This is a genomic window from Butyrivibrio sp. WCD2001 (assembly GCF_000424485.1).
Taxonomy (GTDB): Bacteria; Bacillota; Clostridia; order Lachnospirales; family Lachnospiraceae; genus Butyrivibrio.
Genome location: NZ_AUJZ01000007.1, coordinates 226,021 through 242,514, shown reverse-complemented (window position 1 = coordinate 242,514; position 16,494 = coordinate 226,021). Strand labels below are relative to the sequence as shown.

Annotated in this window: 14 protein-coding genes, 3 tRNA genes and 1 rRNA gene; 15 read left to right on the top strand and 3 right to left on the bottom strand. The window is 45.8% G+C overall.

Annotated features, from left to right (window positions below):
• The 9 genes from G630_RS0108830 to rpsR all read left to right on the top strand — a co-directional run.
• Positions 1-258: ribosomal RNA gene (locus tag G630_RS0108830) — 23S ribosomal RNA — on the top strand; the annotation flags it as partial.
• A 92-nt stretch (positions 259-350) separates the two neighbouring features.
• Positions 351-423: transfer RNA gene (locus G630_RS0108825), tRNA-Asn, on the top strand.
• A 44-nt stretch (positions 424-467) separates the two neighbouring features.
• A tRNA-Glu gene (locus tag G630_RS0108820) sits at positions 468-539 on the top strand.
• A gap of 3 nt (positions 540-542) precedes the next feature.
• Positions 543-613 (top strand) — tRNA-Cys (locus tag G630_RS0108815).
• Positions 614-759: 146 nt separating this feature from the next.
• The gene (locus G630_RS0108810) at positions 760-1,662 is read left to right on the top strand and encodes a S1 RNA-binding domain-containing protein (protein ID WP_026498367.1); all 903 of its coding nucleotides are present in this window, start codon (positions 760-762) and stop codon (positions 1,660-1,662) included.
• A 22-nt stretch (positions 1,663-1,684) separates the two neighbouring features.
• Positions 1,685-2,401: an NAD-dependent protein deacylase gene (locus G630_RS0108805; RefSeq protein ID WP_026498366.1), complete on the top strand. Its 717-nt coding sequence runs from the start codon at positions 1,685-1,687 to the stop codon at positions 2,399-2,401.
• Between the two features lie 306 nt (positions 2,402-2,707).
• Positions 2,708-2,998 (top strand): 30S ribosomal protein S6, encoded by a 291-nt coding sequence (gene rpsF, locus G630_RS0108795; protein WP_022763530.1) that lies wholly within the window; start codon positions 2,708-2,710, stop codon positions 2,996-2,998.
• 22 nt (positions 2,999-3,020) lie between these two features.
• On the top strand, positions 3,021-3,488 hold the full coding sequence (locus G630_RS0108790; protein ID WP_022763529.1) for a single-stranded DNA-binding protein: 468 nt from the start codon (positions 3,021-3,023) through the stop codon (positions 3,486-3,488).
• Between the two features lie 79 nt (positions 3,489-3,567).
• A complete protein-coding gene (rpsR, locus tag G630_RS0108785; protein WP_022763528.1) occupies positions 3,568-3,831 on the top strand; it encodes a 30S ribosomal protein S18 in 264 nt (87 codons plus the stop codon).
• Between the two features lie 77 nt (positions 3,832-3,908).
• Here rpsR and G630_RS24180 read toward each other — a convergent pair whose 3' ends face one another.
• Positions 3,909-4,445 carry a DUF4143 domain-containing protein gene (locus G630_RS24180; RefSeq protein WP_442855944.1) on the bottom strand — a complete coding sequence of 179 codons (537 nt, stop codon included), beginning with the start codon at positions 4,443-4,445 and terminating at the stop codon, positions 3,909-3,911.
• Positions 4,446-4,460: 15 nt separating this feature from the next.
• Here G630_RS24180 and G630_RS0108775 point away from each other — a divergent pair, with 15 nt between their 5' ends.
• The 4 genes from G630_RS0108775 (at position 4,461) to dnaB (ending at position 8,778) form a co-directional block, all read left to right on the top strand.
• Positions 4,461-4,781: a hypothetical protein gene (locus G630_RS0108775; RefSeq protein WP_026498364.1), complete on the top strand. Its 321-nt coding sequence runs from the start codon at positions 4,461-4,463 to the stop codon at positions 4,779-4,781.
• Between the two features lie 63 nt (positions 4,782-4,844).
• Positions 4,845-6,896: a DHH family phosphoesterase gene (locus tag G630_RS0108770; protein ID WP_026498363.1), complete on the top strand. Its 2,052-nt coding sequence runs from the start codon at positions 4,845-4,847 to the stop codon at positions 6,894-6,896.
• A gap of 75 nt (positions 6,897-6,971) precedes the next feature.
• A complete protein-coding gene (rplI, locus tag G630_RS0108765; protein WP_026498362.1) occupies positions 6,972-7,418 on the top strand; it encodes a 50S ribosomal protein L9 in 447 nt (148 codons plus the stop codon).
• A gap of 1 nt (position 7,419) precedes the next feature.
• A complete protein-coding gene (gene dnaB / locus G630_RS0108760) occupies positions 7,420-8,778 on the top strand; it encodes a replicative DNA helicase (RefSeq protein ID WP_026498361.1) in 1,359 nt (452 codons plus the stop codon).
• Positions 8,779-8,993: 215 nt separating this feature from the next.
• Here the strand turns inward: dnaB and G630_RS0108755 are convergent, their stop codons facing one another.
• Positions 8,994-9,164, bottom strand: coding sequence for a DUF362 domain-containing protein (locus G630_RS0108755; RefSeq protein WP_022760404.1), 171 nt, complete (start codon positions 9,162-9,164; stop codon positions 8,994-8,996).
• A gap of 378 nt (positions 9,165-9,542) precedes the next feature.
• Between G630_RS0108755 and nifJ the strand changes: the two genes are divergently transcribed.
• Positions 9,543-13,070 carry a pyruvate:ferredoxin (flavodoxin) oxidoreductase gene (gene nifJ, locus G630_RS0108750; protein ID WP_022760403.1) on the top strand — a complete coding sequence of 1,176 codons (3,528 nt, stop codon included), beginning with the start codon at positions 9,543-9,545 and terminating at the stop codon, positions 13,068-13,070.
• Between the two features lie 148 nt (positions 13,071-13,218).
• Here the strand turns inward: nifJ and G630_RS0108745 are convergent, their stop codons facing one another.
• Positions 13,219-13,980 carry an adaptor protein MecA gene (locus G630_RS0108745; protein WP_022760402.1) on the bottom strand — a complete coding sequence of 254 codons (762 nt, stop codon included), beginning with the start codon at positions 13,978-13,980 and terminating at the stop codon, positions 13,219-13,221.
• Positions 13,981-14,738: 758 nt separating this feature from the next.
• On the opposite strand from G630_RS0108745, the gene G630_RS0108740 reads away from it, so the two are divergent.
• On the top strand, positions 14,739-16,457 hold the full coding sequence (locus G630_RS0108740) for a glycosyl hydrolase family 18 protein (RefSeq protein WP_026498360.1): 1,719 nt from the start codon (positions 14,739-14,741) through the stop codon (positions 16,455-16,457).
• Positions 16,458-16,494 lie beyond the last annotated feature (37 nt).

Below are 16,494 nucleotides of genomic sequence, written 5' to 3'. Positions count from 1 at the left end.
AGGAGCTGTCCTTAGTACGAGAGGACCGGGATGGACGGACCGCTGGTGTATCAGCTGCATCGCCAGATGCATAAGGCTGGGTAGCCAAGTCCGGAAGGGATAAACGCTGAAGGCATCTAAGCGTGAAGCCCCCCTCAAGATGAGATATCCCTGCTTCGGCAGTAAGACCCCTTAGAGACTATGAGGTAGATAGGCACAAGGTGTAAGCATGGTAACATGTTCAGCTGATGTGTACTAATAGGTCGAGGGCTTGTCCAAAAAGGATATAGAACAGAGAGAAATGGATTTAAGATGAGTATTCAGTGTTCGGTTTTGAAGGTACGGAAAAGCCATATACAGATGGCAGATAATCCTCAATAGCTCAGTCGGTAGAGCATTCGGCTGTTAACCGAAGTGTCGTAGGTTCGAGTCCTACTTGGGGAGCTAAAAAGCGGAGAAATCCGAAATAACCTGTAATACAGGAACACGGCTCCGTGGTCAAGTGGTTAAGACATCGCCCTTTCACGGCGGTAACACGAGTTCGAGCCTCGTCGGAGTCATATGGTGACTTAGCCAAGTGGTAAGGCGTGGGACTGCAACTCCCTGATCGTCGGTTCAAATCCGTCAGTCACCTTTATAAGCAAGTCTTAAATGTTGTATTTGCAACGTTTAAGGCTTTTTTTATTTTGCTCTTGGTATATCCGCGGTGTTATAATCTATTTCAGATGGAAAAAGGCATATATTTGCCAATTAGTGAAGAAAGAGGGAGGAATTTTTACAATGGAATCAATGGAAGATTTCAAAGACGAGATTGACAGATCTTTTAGACAGATCAAAGAAGGAGATATTCTTACCGGAACCGTAATCGGTGTGGAAGATACATATGTACTCCTTGATATTAAGTATTATACACAGGGTGTTATTAAGGCTGAGGACCTCAGTGACGACCCTAAATTCAATATCAGAACTGATATTGCTGTAGGCGATGAGATTGAGGCTACAGTTATTGCTACTGATGATGGAAATGGCAACATTCTTTTATCCAAGAAGGAAGCAACCCAGGTTCTTGCGTGGGATAAGCTTAAGGCACTTCTGGAGAGCAAGGAAAATGTTACTGTTACCATAAGCGAAGCTGTTAAGAGCGGTGTTGTTTGCTACCTTGAGGGTATCAGAGCATTTATACCTGCTTCCAAACTTTCACTTAATTACATCGAAGAGGATGCACTTAAGGATTTTGTAGGTAAGAAGCTGGATGTGAGAGTGATCACAGCTGATGAGAAGGATAAGAAGCTTGTGCTTTCTGCAAGAGAGATCCTCAGGGAGAAAGCTGACGAGGAGAGAGCTCAGAAGGTATCCAATGTACAGGTTGGACTTGTAACAGAGGGTACGGTTGAAAGTCTTCAGGATTACGGTGCTTTCATCAATCTTGGAAACGGACTTTCAGGCCTTGTGCATATCTCTCAGATATCCAATCAGAGAATTGCTCATCCCAGCGCAGTTCTTAAGGTCGGAGATAAGGTTAAGGTCAAGGTTACAGCTATAAAGGACGGTAAGCTCAGTCTTAGTATGAAGGCTTTGCAGGATGTGGCAGCAACCGAGATTACCGAGGAAAAAATCGAATTTGAAAGCGAAGGCGAGGCTACAACATCTCTCGCAGATTTGCTTAAGAAGGCTGGATTCTAATCGTATTTAAAAGGGGGCAGCTATGGATGATAAGATCAGAGAGTTAAAGGAATTAATTGACGGCAGTGACAATATAGTTTTCTTTGGCGGCGCCGGTGTTTCAACGGAGAGTGGTGTTCCGGATTTCAGAAGCGAAGATGGTTTGTATCACCAGCATTACAAGTATCCTCCGGAACAGATGCTCAGCCATAGCTTTTATATGCGCCTTCCTGAGGAGTTTTTCAGGTTCTATAAGGATAAACTCCTTGTGAAGGGAATCGAGCCCAATAAGGCCCATTTAAAGCTCGCAGAATGGGAGAAACAGGGTAAGCTCAAGGCTGTTATCACACAGAACATCGACGGTCTTCATCAGGCTGCCGGAAGCAAGGAAGTCCTGGAACTCCACGGCAGCGTTCACAGGAATTATTGTGAAAAGTGCGGAAAATTCTATAACTTTGACTTCATGGCAGAGTGCGACGGCGTCCCATACTGCGACTGCGGCGGCCGAATCAAACCTGACGTAGTCCTTTATGAAGAAGGACTCGATATGGATGTAATGAGCAGAGCTGTAAACTACATCGCCAATGCAGACGTACTCATCATCGGCGGAACCTCACTTGTTGTATATCCCGCCGCCGGCCTTATCGACTACTACCGCGGCCACAAGCTTGTTCTCATCAACAAACAGGCCACCGCCCGCGACTCCCAGGCCGACCTCGTAATCCAGGCCCCCATCGGCGAAGTTTTTGGCCAACTCTAACAGCCTTCCCCTAGGGGGAAAGCACCCAAAAAGCCTTCCCCTAGGGGGGGAGCACCCAAACAGCCTTCCCCTAGGGGGAAAGCACCCAAAAAGCCTTCCACCTCCGGGAAGGTGTCAGCGAAGCTAACGGATGAGGGGCTCCGATGAGGGGAATATTCAGTCAACTCCCTTCAAATTCTGACTATCATAAATTCCAAAACTTTTGCTTGCTTTAATTCACATCATGTGGTAGAGTTTACATCTGTGATAATTTCCTTGTTACCGTACTGAAAACGGTAGCCAGAGACCAAAAGGAGGTAAGAAAGCATGACAAAATATGAGTTAGCCGTTATCGTTAACGCAAAGATCGAAGATGATGCCAGAGCAGCAGCTGTTGACAAGTGCAAGGCTTTGATCGAGAGATTCGGCGGACAGATCACAAATGTTGATGAGTGGGGCAAGAAGAAACTTGCTTACGAGATCGACAAGATGAATGAAGGCTTCTATTATTTCATTCATTTCGACGCAGAGCCTACAGCTCCCGCTGATATCGAGAAGCGTGTCCGCATCGTCGATGGCGTCATTCGTTATTTGCTTGTTAAGCAGGACGAGGCCTAAATAGAAAAGGACGAGAAAAAATATGAATAAAGTTATACTTATGGGACGTTTAACAAGAGATCCTGAGGTGAGATATTCTCAGGGGGAGAGTTCTCTTGCAATTGCAAGATACACACTTGCAGTAGACAGAAGATTTAGCAGAAACAACCAGGATGGTCAGACAGCAGATTTTATCAACTGCGTAGCATTTGGCAAGGCTGGTGAGTTCGCTGAGAAGTATCTGAAAAAGGGAACCAAGATGGCCGTAACAGGCCGCATCCAGACAGGTAGTTATACCAATAAGGATGGCCAGAAAGTATACACTACAGAAGTTGTAGTCGAGGATCAGGAATTTGCTGAGAGCAAGAACGCTCAGGGCGGCAATGGTGGATTCTCAGGAGGTTCACAGCCAGCACCTTCATTTGATGCTGCTCCTAGCAGTAACTCTAATCCGGGTGATGGTTTCATGAATATTCCGGATGGAATTGATGAGGAACTTCCGTTCAATTAATTGATTAGTATCTGCCGTGATTGTTCACATAAGTGATGATCAGGCGATGTCAACTGAAATTCGATAAGGAGGTACCACAATGGCTTTCAATAAGTCTGATAGAACCGATTCTCCTGTAAGAAGAAAAGGTGGTATGCACAGAAGAAAGAAAGTTTGCGTTTTCTGTGGAAAAGACAATGTTATTGATTACAAAGATACAGCTAAGCTGAAGAAGTTTGTTTCCGAGAGCGGAAAGATCCTTCCCAGACGTATCACAGGCAACTGCGCTAAGCACCAGAGAGAGCTTACATCTGCTATCAAGCGTGCAAGACATCTTGCACTTATGCCTTACGAGGCAGAGTAATTGCCACAATAGCTTTGTATAAAAGTTAATTGCTTATTTTAGACACTTTTTAGAAGAAATTCTAAAAAGTGTCTTTTTTAATTGTTGTCAGGGATCTTTAATTGCTTAATATCCACAGGTTCAATGACAGTGTTGGATACAATGGGTTCCATGAATCCTATTGCGTAAAGAGGATATGTGGTAAAGCCATCACCTTGGACTATGTTAGTATCAGCGAGCTTTATTGCAGGATGAATTCCATAGTTTTTCTGATTACCGATTACATATTTCATGCTTGTTGCCTGATTGTTGGTGGCCTTACATTCGACTATTACTGCTTCACCGTTGTCTTCAAAGAGGAAGTCAAGTTCCGGTGAACCGCTTGGAGCATGGAAATAATATAGTTTCATATCATTAGAAGTAAATGCAGATGCAACCATATTTTCGGCTATTGCCCCCTTGTATGCGCTTAAGTCTCCTGAAAGAATTTTTGCCGGAATGTCATCACTAAGTTGTGATATGAGTAGTCCTGTATCGCAATAGAAGGCTTTGAATTCAGTTGGGATTTTTACTCCTTCAAGAGAAAAGGATATCTCTCTGGTATTAAATGAACGAACAACCAGACCGACATCAATCAGGTATTGCAGACCATGGACAGTGCCGGCGAGTGGATGAAGGACGAGCAGTTCAGGTACTTTATGCTAAAGACTGGGATTTTTCATGTGCTGTATGCGGCGAAGGGGAGGCCTGCGGGGAAGCTTCTAGAGTATCGCACGGATATTTTTGATTGGTTAGAGGGGAAGATGCCGGGGATTACCGGTAATCACCTTATAGGATGGAACAGTCCTGTGGGGGAGAGAGCAGGCGTTCGCAGAGCGGTTTTTGTGTTTGTGATGCTGAGGAGAATGAGACTTGATGGGGCTTTTTTTATGAAGTGTCTTTTTTACAAGGTTTATGCTAAAATTATATGATATATAAGCGGGCTCATTTGCCTGGAGGATGTTAAAAACTTCAAGGGGATGGAGAAAGCGGTTATGCCGAAGACTAGGATAAGGTTAAAGGGAAAGCTCAAGACTTTTCTTAGAATTTTCATATATCTGGGGATTCTGTTAGCGTTTGTTACGATTGCGGTGTTTACCGTGGATTTCAGGGCAGGGCTTATAGTTGCTGCGTTCGCGGCGCTGTATCTGATGGCTGTAATTTATCTCGATTTTTATAATAAGCCGATAATAATGAACGAGCTGGTGAGTTTCGCCACGGAGTATGGGCAGATTCAGAAAAAGCTCCTTCGTGAGCTGGATCTTCCGCATGCGCTTTTGGATGATACCGGGAAGGTGGTGTGGACCAATGCTGCCTTTGAGAGGGCGCTGCATCAGGAGAAGGGTTTTCATAAGTCTATTTCCGTACTTTTCCCCGGGATAACTCCTGAGAAGTTCCCGACGGGCGATGAAGAGACGCACCAGGATGTTGAGTACGACGGCAATTATTTCACGCTGAAGATGAAGAAGATCTCGCTTGATGAGATGGCGGCGAACAGCGATATCATCGAGTCGGACGGCTACGAGGGCTATCTGGTTGCAGTTTATCTGTTTGATGAGACTGCGTTAAAACTGGCTATAAATGAGGTCGATTCCCAGAGTCTGGCAGCGGGGCTGATTTACATTGATAACTATGATGAGGCTCTTGAGAGTGTCGAGGAGGTCAGAAGGTCGCTCCTGACGGCGCTTATCGATAGAAAGATCAACAAGTATATCGCGACCTGTGATGGTATTGCGAAGAAAATTGAGAAAGATAAGTATTTCGTGGTAATGCCGAAGAAGTCGGCGCAGTATCTGAAGGAAGTGCGCTTCGATATTCTGGAGGATGTTAAGACTGTTAATATCGGTAATGAGATGGCGGTTACGCTCAGTATCGGTGTCGGAATTGACGGTTTGTCCTATGCGCAGAACTACGAGTTTGCAAGGAATGCGATTGATGTGGCGCTTGGCCGAGGCGGTGATCAGGCGGTTGTGAAAACTCCGGACGAGATCATGTATTTCGGTGGTAAGAGTCAGAAAGTCGAGAAATCTACGAGGGTTAAGGCGAGAGTTAAGGCGCATGCCCTTAAGGAGATTATTAATGGAAAAGATACTGTTATCGTTATGGGTCACAGGCTCGGTGACGTTGACAGTTTCGGTGCTTCGGTCGGCATTTACAGAATTGCCAAGACGCTCGACAGAAGGTGCCATATAGTTTTGAACGATGTTACCAATTCGATGAAGCCTTTGGTCGATCTTTTCAAAGATAATCCGGAGTACGAGTCGGATATGATTATCAGTAATCAGCAGGCGATTGATATCGCAGGCAACAACGTGGTTCTGGTGGTTGTGGATGTCAACAGGCCGAGTATTACTGAGTGTCCGGAGCTTCTGAAGTTCTGTAAGACGATTGTGGTGCTCGATCACCACAGGCAGGGCGCCGAGGTTGTGGAAAATGCGACGCTTTCCTATGTTGAGCCCTATGCGTCCAGTGCGTGTGAGATGGTTTCCGAGGTTCTGCAGTACATAGACGAGACTGTTAAGATAAGGCCGGAAGAGGCTGACAGTATGTACTCGGGAATTGTTGTGGATACAAATAATTTCATGAACAAGGCCGGTGTCAGAACTTTCGAGGCGGCAGCTTTCCTTAGAAGAAACGGCGCGGATGTGACGAGAGTTCGTAAGCTCTTTAGAGAGGATGCGACGGAGTATAAGGCAAAAGCGGATGCTGTCGGTCAGGCTGAGATCTACCGCGGTGCTTATGCGATTTCGGTCTGCAGCGCGGATGAGGTTCAGAGTCCCACTATCGTTGCGGCTCAGGCAGCAAACGAGCTTTTGAATATCAAGGGTGTTAAGGCGAGCTTTACATTCACGCAGTATCAGAATCAGATATATGTCAGTGCGAGGTCGATTGACGAGGTTAATGTTCAGATTATTATGGAGAAGCTCGGCGGCGGCGGACATATCAGTTCCGCGGGATGCCAGTTTGAGGGCATTGGAATCGACGAGGCGATCGGAAAAATTAAGGGGCAGATCGATATTATGATCGAGGCCGGGGAGTTGATGTGATAGAAGCCTTCCCCTTGGGGGGAAGGTGGCGCGTAGCGCCGGATGAGGGGAAGTAATAATTTAGCGGAGGATGTTATGGAAGTAATTTTGTTAGAAGATGTTAAGTCACTTGGAAAAAAAGGCGATGTCGTTAAGGTGAGCGACGGTTACGCTTCGAATTTTATTTTACCTAAAAAGCTTGGAGTTGAGGCTACAAAGGCCAATCTCACAAACTTGAAAAATCATAAGGCGAAGGATGCGCGCGATGCGCAGGCTCTTCTTGAGAAGATGCAGGAGTATGCGAAGGAGATCGAGAAGGCGACCGTGCATCTCACAATGAAGGCAGGCGAGGGCGGAAGAGTTTTCGGTTCTGTTTCTTCGAAGGAAATTGCTACAGAGGCAAAGAAGCAGTGCGGTTTTGATATCGATAAGAAAAAGATTCAGCTTTCAGAGCCCATCAGGAACTTTGGTACTACTGAGGTTCCGGTAAAGCTTCATCCTCAGGTCACCGCAACACTCAGAGTTTCTGTTACGGAGGCTTGATATGCCCGAAGAAAATGTAATCCAGCGCACGATGCCGAACAGCCTCGAGGCTGAGCAGTCGGTGGTCGGCGCCATGCTAATTGATAAGGATGCGATTCAGATCGCGTCGGAGATAATCACAGCGGATGATTTTTACAACAGGCAGCTGGGGATGCTCTTCGAGGCGATGGTCGAGCTGCACCAGGTGGGCACTCCAGTCGACGGGGTGACGCTGCAGAATCATCTGAAGGAAAAGAATGCACCTCCGCAGGTCTACGATATGAATTATATTCTGGGGATGGCGAGCTCCGTGCCGACTTCCGCGAATGTGAAGTTCTATGCGGAGATCGTCAATGAAAAGAGCAAGCTTCGCGAGCTTATCCATTCCTGCGGCGATATCATAAATGAGTGTTACGGGGAGAACAAGGATCTGCCTGATCTCATGACGGATGTGGAGAAGGAGATTTTCCGCATTACGCAGCTTAAAAACAGCGGCGAGTTCGTTCCGATCAGTGAGATTGTTATGAACGCCCTCAACAAGATCGAGATGGCAAGTAAGATGCAGGGCACGGTTACCGGTCTTGCAACAGGTTTTACGGATCTTGATTATAAAACCGCGGGCTTCCAGCCTTCTGATCTGATTCTGATCGCAGCCCGTCCTTCAATGGGTAAGACTGCGTTTGTTTTGAATATTGCTCAGTATATGGCTTTTCATCAGGATAAAACCGTTGCGGTTTTCTCTCTGGAAATGTCAAAGGAGCAGCTGGTTAACCGTCTGATGTCCATGGAATCCCATGTTGATTCGCAGCACATAAGGACAGGTAACATGACGGATATGGACTGGGAAAACTTGATTGAGAGTGCGGACCTCATCGGCAGGTCGCATCTTATAATCGATGATACGCCCGGTATCTCCATCCAGGAGCTCCAGTCGAAGTGCAGAAAATACAAGATGGAGCACAACCTCCATATTATTATGATCGACTACCTGCAGCTGATGAGCGGCAGTGGTAAGCGTTCCTCCGAGTCGAGACAGCAGGAGGTATCCGAGATTTCAAGAGCGCTCAAGGCTCTCGCCCGTGAGCTGAACGTGCCTGTTGTTGCGCTGTCACAGCTTTCCCGTGCGGTTGAGCAGAGACCCGACCACAGGCCGATGATGTCCGACCTTCGTGAGTCCGGTGCGATCGAGCAGGATGCGGATATGGTTATGTTCATCTATCGTGATGATTACTACAATAAGGATACCGAGCGCAAGGGTGTCTCCGAGATTATTATAGCTAAGCAAAGAAACGGCCCGATCGGTACGGTTGAACTGGCTTGGCTTCCTGAATTCACCAAGTTCGCGAACCTCGAACCGTCGAGAAGAAGTAACGTTGAATAAGAGACCCCTCATCCGGCTGCTACGCAGCCACCTTCCCCCAGTGGGGGAAGGCTTTATATGTTATCCCTCCCCACGGGAAGAACTATACCCTTGGAGGGAAGGCTTTTTACTTTCTGCCTTCCCCTTGGGGGGAAGGTGGTCCGAAGGACCGGATGAGGGGCAAATAAAAAACTCCGAAGCAATCGCTTCGGAGTTTCCTTTTTCTAAATTTGCTATTAGCCCTGAGAGATAGCTGAAACAGGGCACTGAGCTGCGCAAGAACCGCAATCGATGCATGTATCAGGATCGATGTTGAACTGTGAGTCTCCCTGAGAAATAGCAGAAACAGGGCACTGACCTGCGCATGATCCGCAGCTGATGCAAGAATCACTAATAACGTATGCCATATCAAAAATCTCCTTCCTGAAAAAAGTTTGTAATATCTTGGCGATCGGAAAGCCACTTCCAATCAATATTACCTACTACAAAGGATATGATAATATAATTGTCTGTTTTACGCAAGCAATTTAACGATAACTTTTATCTATAAAATAATAGTTTATAAAAGATTTATTATTTTTAGATTTTCGTTATTTTGTTTAGAAAAATTATCAGGGGATGTGCCGAGAAATGGCTTATTTCCGTTGACTTTGGGATTTTACAATGTTAGAATTTAAATTGCGCGTAGTGCGTACATTAGCGATTTTACGGCATAGGTGTGTAAAAGCTTAACATGCCTATCCTGAAAATCCATATTAATCTTATTAAAGGTAGGAGGAATAGAAATGGCAAGAAACATGAAAACCATGGACGGTAACGAGGCTGCTGCATATGCTTCATATGCGTTTACCGAAGTTGCTGCCATGTACCCGATCACTCCTTCATCAGTTATGCCTGAGCATGTTGATGAGTGGGCAACTGCCGGTAAGAAGAACATCTTCGGCCGTACAGTACAGATCACAGAGATGCAGTCAGAGGCAGGTGCAGCAGGTGCTGTACACGGATCTCTTGTAGCAGGTGCACTTACATCTACTTACACTGCATCACAGGGACTTCTTCTTATGATCCCTGATATCTATAAGGTAGCAGGTGAGAGACTTCCCGGCGTGTTCAATGTATCAGCTCGTTGTGTAGCTTCACACGCTCTGAACATTTTCGGTGATCATTCTGATGTTTATGCATGCCGTCAGACAGGTGCTGCAATGCTTTGTAGCTCAAGCGTACAGGAGGTTATGGATCTTACACCTGTATCTTACATGTCTGCAATCGAAGGAAAACTTCCTTTCATTAATTTCTTTGATGGTTTCCGTACATCACACGAAATCCAGAAGATCGAGGTTTGGGATTACAAGGATCTCGATGAGATGGTTAATCATGAGGCTATTGACGAGTTCAAGGCTAACGCCCTTAACCCGAATCACCCTCGTCAGATGGGTTCAGCTCAGAACCCTGATATCTTCTTCCAGGCTAGAGAGGCTTGCAACACAGGTTACGACGAGCTTCCTGCAATTGTTCAGAAGTACATGGACAAGGTTAATGCTAAGCTTGGCACAGATTACAAGCTCTTCAACTACTACGGAGCTGCAGATGCTGAGACAATCATCATCGCTATGGGTTCTGTAAACGATACAATCGAGGAGACAATCGACTACCTTGCTAAGAAGGGTCAGAAGGTCGGCGTAGTTAAGGTTAGACTTTATCGTCCTTTCGATGCTAAGGCACTTGCCAGCGCTATCCCTGCAAGCGTTAAGAGAATTGCAGTTCTTGACAGAACTAAGGAGCCCGGTTCTTACCGTGAGCCTCTTGCTCTTGATGTTATCGCTGCTCTTAAGGGCACTAAGTTCGAGTCTGTTCCGGTTATGTGCGGACGTTACGGTCTTGGTTCCAAGGATACAACTCCTGAGCAGATCGTTGCTGTATTCAACAACACAGACAAAGAGCAGTTCACAATCGGTATCAACGATGATGTTACACATCTTTCACTTGATGCTGGTGAGCCCCTTGTTACAACTCCCGAGGGAACAACCAACTGTAAGTTCTGGGGTCTTGGTGCTGACGGTACTGTTGGTGCTAACAAGAACTCCATCAAGATCATCGGTGACAACACAGATATGTATGCTCAGGCATACTTCGATTATGACTCTAAGAAGTCAGGTGGTGTTACAATGTCTCACCTTAGATTTGGTAAGACTCCTATTAAGTCAACTTACCTCATCAAGAAGGCAGACTTCGTAGCTTGCCACAATCCTTCATACATCCGCAAGTTCAACATGGCTCAGGAGCTTGTTGACGGTGGATCATTCCTTCTTAACTGCCCTTGGACAGTAGATCAGCTTGAGGCTGAGATCCCCGGCCAGGTTAAGAAGTTCATGTATGACCACAAGATCAACTTCTATATCATGAACGGTTCCAAGATCGGTGTAGAAGTAGGTATGGGTCCTACAAGAATTAACACAATCCTTCAGTCTGCATTTTTCAATATCACAAAGATCATTCCTGAAGATCAGGCTATCAAGTTCATGAAGGATGCTGCTCAGAAGACATACGGCCGTAAGGGTGAAGATGTCGTTAAGAAGAACTGGGATGCTATCGATGCCGGTGCAGATCCGAAGAACCTTATCAAGGTTGAGATCCCTGAGAGCTGGAAGGACGCTAAGGACGAAGGTCTTGAGTTCACAGAGGCTAAGGGCGATCGTAAGGACGTTGTTGATTTCGTTAACAACATTCAGGCTAAGGTTAATTCTCAGGAAGGTAACACCCTTAAGGTTTCCGATCTCCTTCCTTATGTTGATGGTTCCACACCCAGTGGTTCTGCTGCATTCGAGAAGAGAGGTATTGCAGTTAACGTTCCGAAGTGGGATGCTACAAAGTGCGTAGAGTGTGGATTCTGCTCACTCGTTTGTCCTCACGCTGCAATCAGAACAGTTGCTCTTACAGACGACGAAGTTGCTAAGGCTCCTGAAGGACTTCAGACAAAGGATCTCAACGGAGTTCCCGGATACAAGTTCTCAGTTGTTATTTCTGCACTCGATTGTACAGGATGCGGCTCATGTGCTAATGTCTGCGTAGGTAACAAGGCAGGCGAGACTCTTAAGATGGGCGCTATCGCTGATAACAAGGATGAGCAGAAGTACTTCGATTATGCTGTTAAGACTCCTGTTAAGACAGAAGTTGTTGAGAAGCTTAAAGAGACAACAATCAGAGGTTCACAGTTCAAGCAGCCTCTCCTTGAGTTCTCAGGCGCTTGCGCAGGTTGTGGTGAGACTCCTTATGTTAAGCTTGTTACTCAGCTCTTTGGTGACAGAATGTACGTTGCTAATGCTACAGGATGTACATCAATCTGGGGTAACTCCTCACCTTCAACACCTTACACAGTAAACGAAAAGGGCCAGGGTCCTGCATGGGATAACTCCCTGTTCGAGGATAACGCTGAGTTTGGTTTCGGTATGGTTCTTGCACAGAACGCACTCCGTGACGCTATCAAGGAGAAGGTAGAAGAGATCGCAGCTGGCAGCGGTTCCGCTAAGGACGCAGCTCAGAAGTGGCTCGATACATTCTCAAACGGCGCTACAAACACAGCTGCTACAGAAGAGCTCGTAGCTGCACTTTCAGGCGACAGCTCAGATGCTGCTAAGTATGTTCTTAAGAATAAGGACTTCGCAGCTAAGAAGTCACAGTGGATCTTCGGTGGTGACGGATGGGCATTCGATATCGGATTCGGTGGTCTCGATCACGTACTTGCTTCCGGTAAGGATGTAAACGTTCTCGTTGTTAACACTGAGGTTTACTCAAATACAGGCGGACAGTCTTCTAAGGCTACACCTACAGGTGCTGTTGCACAGTTCGCTGCAGGCGGTAAGGAGATCAAGCAGAAGGATCTCGCTTCTATCGCAATGAGCTATGGTTATGTATATGTTGCTCAGATCGCTATGGGTGCTGATATGAACCAGACACTTAAGGCTATCGCTGAGGCAGAGGCATATCCGGGACCTTCACTCATCATCGCTTATGCTCCTTGTATCAACCAGGGTCTCAAGTCCGGTATGAACAAGGTTATGGACGAAGAGAAGAAGGCAGTAGCAACAGGTTACTGGCATATGTTCAGATTCAATCCTGCTGCTGAGCAGAAGTTCACTCTTGACAGCAAGGCTCCTACAGAGGAGTATCAGGACTTCCTTGACGGTGAGGTTAGATACCTTTCACTTAAGCTTAAGAATCCTGAGAGAGCACAGAAGCTCTATGCTAAGTCAAAGGAGAACGCACAGGAGCGTCTTGAGTATCTGAATAAGTTGGTTACACTTTATTCAAAGTAATTAACTCATAAAACAAGGAAAGGCTTCGGAGAAATCCGAAGCCTTTTTATATCCCCTCATCCGTCGGCTACGCCGACACCTTCCCCCTCCGGGGGAAGGCTCAAATAAAAAACTTCCCCGGTCAGGGGAAGTTTCCTTATAAATCTTATTAAATTTCTGATAATTTCTGAATTGCATTATCCTTAATAATCACCTGATAATGCTCATCCAGATACTGTTCACTGATAGAACTTGCTGACTCGGATCTGCCGTACTCGGACAGGATTGAGCAGAGCTTCTGCAAAACTGAAGCGGATTCGTTACCCGGGTGAATCAGTAGGTAGAGTCTTCCGTTGCTGTCGCTCTTGTACAAGGTGTTGCGAACAGAAGCACTGGTTCTGTTCAGCTGTGCGAACTTCATCACATCATGCATTGTTGCAAAAGAGAACAGGAAGAACGGATCGACTGCAGCTTTACCGGCATTGGAAGAAGGTCTCTGAGGAGCTTCCTTCTTTGCGGTGTTCAGAACGCGGTCTATCTCATCTGAATCGGAAGTTGATTCATTTTTCAGACGCTGGAACAGATCCATGACGTCCTCTTCCTCAGCAGCTTCGTTATCTGTACCTGAGACTTCACTTTGTATTGAAGGTGAGAAATTGGCAAATCTGGTGTCCAGTTCCTCGGGATCTTCAACTTTTGTTATTATTAAAATGATGCATTCGGAATTGATCGGAACTGCTTCGATCATAAGCGGAATGTCCTCCGCGTCGAAGCCAAACTGGTAATTGGCCTGCTGCATCATGTCGCGAAACAGGTCCTTCGCCTTCTCGGTTCCGTATGCAAGTTCGCTGATTTTCAGCTGTCTGCTTGCAAGATCTTCCTTAGTAAGTGTGCATCGGATTTGGCAATCATTAACTCGCTCGATTTTCATGCGATGCCCTCCATAAAAAAGGTTGTTACATATGTATATATAGTTATTAAATGTTATAGGAAACAACTGCATGTGTCAATACTTCTATCGACATGTTTAGTAATTTAATATATAGGTTAGAATTATAAAAAAATATAAAATTGAAATTAGGTGTTGACAATATGATTTTGGTCGTGTATATTACATACTCGTGGTGCCTCTGAGAGTACGTATCGGAGAGGAGGCATGGTACACAATATTTGAATATTACGATTGTTCCGTCGTTCTTGACGGAATGTCTTACAAGTTCATCCGAGAATCATCGGAAGAAATCAAATCCCTGTAAATTATTTTTTAATTAGTACAAACTTACAACAAAGTATTAACTTGCAGGAATTGTTTTAACTATAGAAATGAATTTTTACTATAGGAATGAATTGTGATACGAGAAGAGGCACCAGTGCCAAACGCCTCGGCTCGTAATCCCACTTCGCATATCAAAAATTGTAAGCAATTACTTTTGGATTTCGAAAGCGGTTAAGGAAACTATCACTTATGTTACATCTAACTTTTGAGCCTTCTTTTGGAATCTAACCTTTGATATTCGAATTTTAGTTGATAAATATTGACTGGAGGCCCCACCACCGGTTACGACATGCATAATTAAGACAAATAAAATGTGTCAAATACGGTATGCGGGGTGTGGATTACAGAGCCGCCGGCAAAATGGCAATTAAACTACATAATATGGTATAATAAGCGATTGGAAGGAGTCACAGATGAAGAAAAAGATTAAACCGGTGATTTTCATAATCGCTCTTATTATATTATTTGGACTTATATATGCGGGTCAGCTTGCCTTCGAGCGTTTTTCCTATACGAAGGAGCGGGTGGACCTTAATGAATACTATGGCCTTACTGACCCTACGCAGGCTGTTTTGATCCTAAATGACAAGCTCATGGAGGAGAAGGCCGGATATTACAATGATAGATATTACCTGGACTATGACCTCGTCCAGACAGATATAAGCAACAGATTCTACTACGGCGCTGATGACGGGATTTTGATTTATACAGGTCCGAATGCGATTTATACTGCCACGGTCGGTGAGAACACCATCACCTCTTCCGCGGGAGACAGCGAGGATCTGGGCTTTCCGGCATCTCTGCTTGAGGGCGATAAGCTCTATGTGTCTGTGGATTATCTGAAAAAATTCGCTTCCATGAAATATGAGAGTTTCGCAGATGAGGGTCCTGCCAGAATCAGGATTTATACGGCGGCTGCCGGGGAGAGCCAGAACGGAACCCTTAAGAAGGATATTGCTATCAGGAAGCTTGGTGGTAGGAAGAGTGAGGTTGTAACCGAGGCTCCTGCCGGCACGGTTACCGTGATCGAGGAGATGGAGGAGTGGTCCAGAGTCATCTCATCCAACGGTCATATCGGATATGTTGAGAACAAGCATATCAAGGATGTCGCGCCCGTAGTAGTGAGCGTGGACGATGGTGAGGGAAAAGTTGCCCTTGGAGAGTATACTTCTATGTCACTTGGATCAAAAGTTAACATGGGATTCCATCCGATAGGCGGCATCCAGGGAAATGAGACGGTTTCCGGTATTCTTGCGCAGGCTAAATCTTTGAACGTCATTTCACCCACCTGGTTTTCGCTTGATGGAAATGAAGGAAATATCTCAAGCTATGCAACTCATGATTATGTAACTGCAGCGCATGCGGCAGGAGTGCAGGTCTGGGCGGCTGTTGATAATTTCAATAATCCGAATGGCTGTGATACCGAGGCTGTTGTTTCACATGCGGCTTCCAGAGCGAATCTTATCGCAAACCTCATGGCGCAGCAGGCTGAGTTTGGCTTTGACGGAATAAATGTGGACTTCGAGCTTATCGATGAGAGCTATAGCCGCTCTTATCTGGAGTTTTTGAGAGAGCTGTCGGTGGCATGCCGTCAGAATCAGATTGTTTTGTCTGTCGATGACTATGTGCCGATGGATTTTAACGATCACTATGACCTTACCGAGCAGGGAATTGTCTGCGATTACGTAATTATAATGGGATATGACGAGCACTATTCCGGTTCATCCGAGGCAGGCTCTGTCGCATCAATCGGATATGTTGAGAGCGGTATCCAAAAAGCCCTCGAGCAGGTTCCGGCAGAGAAGCTTGTAAATTCCGTTCCTTTCTATACAAGATTGTGGACGACCAGCGGCGGAGAGCTTTCAAGTAAGGCTTTTCATATGGACGGCGTAGCAAATGTGATTTCCGAAAAGGGAATTGAGCTTAAGTGGGATGAGAACACATGCCAGTACTACGGCGAAGCAACCGCTGAAAACGGCGATTTCTATCAGATATGGAACGAGGATGCGAGATCCCTTGAGGCTAAGCTGAATGTAATGCAGAGCGCCGGCATCGCCGGAGTTGCGGAGTGGGCCCTCGGGTTCGAAACCGCAGATGTTTGGGATGTAATTGCGGAGTATATGGCGAAGTAAGAGGACCCCTCATCCGCCCTTCGGGCACCTTCCCCCT